This window comes from Pseudooceanicola lipolyticus (genome assembly GCF_002786325.1).
Classification (GTDB): Bacteria; Pseudomonadota; Alphaproteobacteria; order Rhodobacterales; family Rhodobacteraceae; genus Pseudooceanicola_C; species Pseudooceanicola_C lipolyticus.
Genome location: NZ_PGTB01000276.1, coordinates 1 through 2,975 on the forward strand (window position 1 = coordinate 1; position 2,975 = coordinate 2,975).

Sequence of the window (2,975 nt, forward strand, 5' to 3'; positions counted from 1 at the left end):
GTCGCCCGAGGCGCTGGCGCGGCTGCAGGCCGCGGCCCAGCGGGCCGGCACCGCACGCTTCAACCCCGCCGAAGTGGCGGCGGAGAAGCAGCCGGCGGCCGAACGCAAGGGCTTTGGGATCAATTCGCTGATCAACCGGATGACCGGCCATGCTGCCGACACGCCGGCGGAGCGTCAACAGCCCAAACCGGTGCGTCACCAGCCGCCGGTGCGCCAGCCTGACGCGACGGCACGGCACCATCAAGAGCCGGCAGATGACCAGGATCGCATCGAGATTCCGGCATTTTTGCGGCGCCAAGCCAACTGAGCTTGTCACATTCCATTTACCAAGGGCTGCCATTCGGCGGCCCTTTTTCTTTTTATTTCAGTGCTTTAATTAGGTCTGCGCGGGCTTCTGCCGAAAGGTTACCGAGATATTTCATTCGGTTACAAAGATTGAGTTGTTCACATTGGGCCCTCCCATTACCTCCTTGTCGCAGTCAGCAGGAAATGCTGGTGCAGAAACAAAAGTCCGAGGCATCGGTTTGCAGAATACACTGAAATCTCCGGTCGTTTTCGAAGGCGTTGGTTTGCACAGCGGCGCACAGGTGCGCATGGTGCTGCGGCCCGCCGCGGCCGGGCATGGCATCTGGTTCCGCCGCACCGATATTCAGATCGGCAACGCGATGATCCCCGCGCTGTGGGATGTCGTCGAACGGACCGCGCTGTGCACCCGGCTGGTGAACCGGTCGGGCGTGACGGTATCGACCGTCGAACATGTGATGGCGGCGCTGGCCGGTTGCGGCGTGCACAACGCCCTGATCGAGATCGACGGCCCCGAGGTTCCAATTCTCGACGGCTCGTCGGCCCCGTTTGTGCGCGGCATCATGGCGCGCGGCATCCGCCGGCTGGCGGCGCCGGTGCTGGCCTTCCAGATCCTGCAGCCGATCAGCGTGGAAAAGGACGGCGCCCGCGCCACCCTGCTGCCGTCGGACCGGTTCCAGATCGAGTTTCACATCGATTTCGCCGATGCGGCCATCGGCCGCCAGAGCCTGAGCCTGGACATGCGCAACGGCACCTTCGCCCGCGAGCTGTGCGACAGCCGTACCTTCTGCCGCCAGGCGGATGTGGATTCGATGCATGCCAACGGCCTGGCACTGGGCGGTACGCTGGACAACGCCGTGGTGGTTGATGGCGACGCAGTGCTGAGCCCGGGCGGGTTCCGTTACGAGGACGAGGCGGTGCGCCACAAGATGCTGGACGCGCTGGGCGATCTGTCGCTGGCCGGCGGGCCGATCATGGGCCATTACATCGGCGAACGCGCCGGTCACGCGCTGACCAACACGCTGCTGCGCAAGGTATTCTGCACGCCGGGGTCGGTTCGCACGGTTTTGTGCAGCCCGGAACAGGCTTCGGTGCTGCCGGGGCAGGGGCTGGTCCTGTCGGAAATCCCCCACGTCGCGTGACGGTAGGCCGCATGCGGTTGATCTCGCCGCCTGCCTGGCCGATAAGCATTTTGCGCCGGAATTTAATGTGCTAGACCGGCCGCAACCGGCCTGGGCCGGTCACGAGTCCGACAAGGTCCGATAAGGGTAGTCTCGCATGAAGTGCGGCAAAATGCTGGCCAGAACCATCGCAGCAGCCATCCTGACCGCAAGCCTTGCCGCCTGCGGTGGGGGCGGCGGCGGACCCGCGGCGGATCGTTCCGTTTCGCTGGAAACCTACACGCCCGACCAGATCTTCGAACGCGGCGAGTTCGAGCTGAGCCGCAACCGCACCGACGACGCAGCCTATTACTTTTCCGAGGTCGAACGCCTGTATCCCTATTCCAGCTGGGCACGGCGGGCGCTGATCATGCAGGCTTATTCGTTCCACCAAGGCCGGGATTATCCCGAAAGCCGCGCCGCCGCGCAGCGCTATATCGACTTCTACCCGACCGAGGAGGACGCGGCCTATGCCCAGTACCTTCTGGCGCTCAGCTATTACGATCAGATCGACGAGGTCGGGCGCGACCAGGGCCTGACCTTCCAGGCGCTGCAGGCGTTGCGCATGGTGATCGAGAACTATCCCGACAGCGAATACGCCACCTCGGCGATCCTGAAATTCGACCTGGCCTTTGACCACCTGGCCGGGAAAGAGATGGAAGTGGGCCGCTATTACCTGAAGCGCAGCCATTATTCGGCGGCGATCAAGCGCTTCCGCGTGGTGGTGGAGGATTTCCAGACCACCACGCACACGCCCGAGGCGCTGCATCGTCTGGTCGAGGCCTATCTGTCGCTGGGCCTGGATGACGAGGCGCAGACGGCGGGGGCGATCCTGGGCCACAACTACCAGTCGACCCAATGGTACGAGGACAGCTATCGCCTGCTGACCGGCCGGGGCCTGGAACCGACCAGCCGCGGCAACAACTGGCTGTCGCGGATCTATCGCCAGACCGTCAAGGGCGAGTGGCTCTGATCGGTCCTGCCACATGCTGCGCGCCCTCGACATCCGGGATATGCTTATCATTGACCGGCTGGACATCAGCTTCCAGCCTGGCCTGAACGTTCTGACCGGCGAAACCGGCGCCGGCAAATCCATCCTTCTCGATGCGCTGGGATTCGTGCTGGGCTGGCGCGGGCGCGCCGAATTGGTGCGCCAGGGCGCCGATCAGGGCGAGGTGACGGCGGTGTTTGACCTGGCGCCGGAGCATCCGGCGCGGGCGGTGCTGGACGAGGCCGGGCTGCCGGTAGCCGACGAGCTGATCCTGCGCCGGGTCAATGATGCCTCGGGGCGCAAGACCGCCTGGGTCAATGACCGCCGTGCCAGCGGCGAGGTGTTGCGGGCGCTGTCCGATACGCTGGTGGAACTGCACGGCCAGCAGGATGATCGCGGGCTGCTGAACCCGCGCGGCCATCGCGAATTGCTGGATGCCTTTGCCGGGCTGGGACCGCAGCGCGCCGCAACCCGCGCCGCCTGGGCGGCGGTGCGCACCGCGCGCAAGACCGTCGAGGCGA

General features: G+C 65.1%; 3 protein-coding genes and 1 pseudogene. All 4 read left to right on the forward strand.

From position 1 onward, the window contains the following. Positions 1–307 (forward strand): annotated as a pseudogene (locus CVM52_RS27225) (cell division protein FtsZ); the annotation flags it as partial. 217 nt (positions 308–524) lie between these two features. Continuing rightward, on the forward strand, positions 525–1,445 hold the full coding sequence (lpxC, locus tag CVM52_RS24875) for a UDP-3-O-acyl-N-acetylglucosamine deacetylase (protein WP_100164965.1): 921 nt from the start codon (positions 525–527) through the stop codon (positions 1,443–1,445). A 136-nt stretch (positions 1,446–1,581) separates the two neighbouring features. After that, a complete protein-coding gene (locus CVM52_RS24880; protein ID WP_100164966.1) occupies positions 1,582–2,436 on the forward strand; it encodes an outer membrane protein assembly factor BamD in 855 nt (284 codons plus the stop codon). 13 nt (positions 2,437–2,449) lie between these two features. After that, positions 2,450–2,975, forward strand: a 526-nt coding sequence (locus CVM52_RS24885; RefSeq protein ID WP_172721086.1) for an AAA family ATPase, incomplete at its 3' end; no start/stop codon positions are given.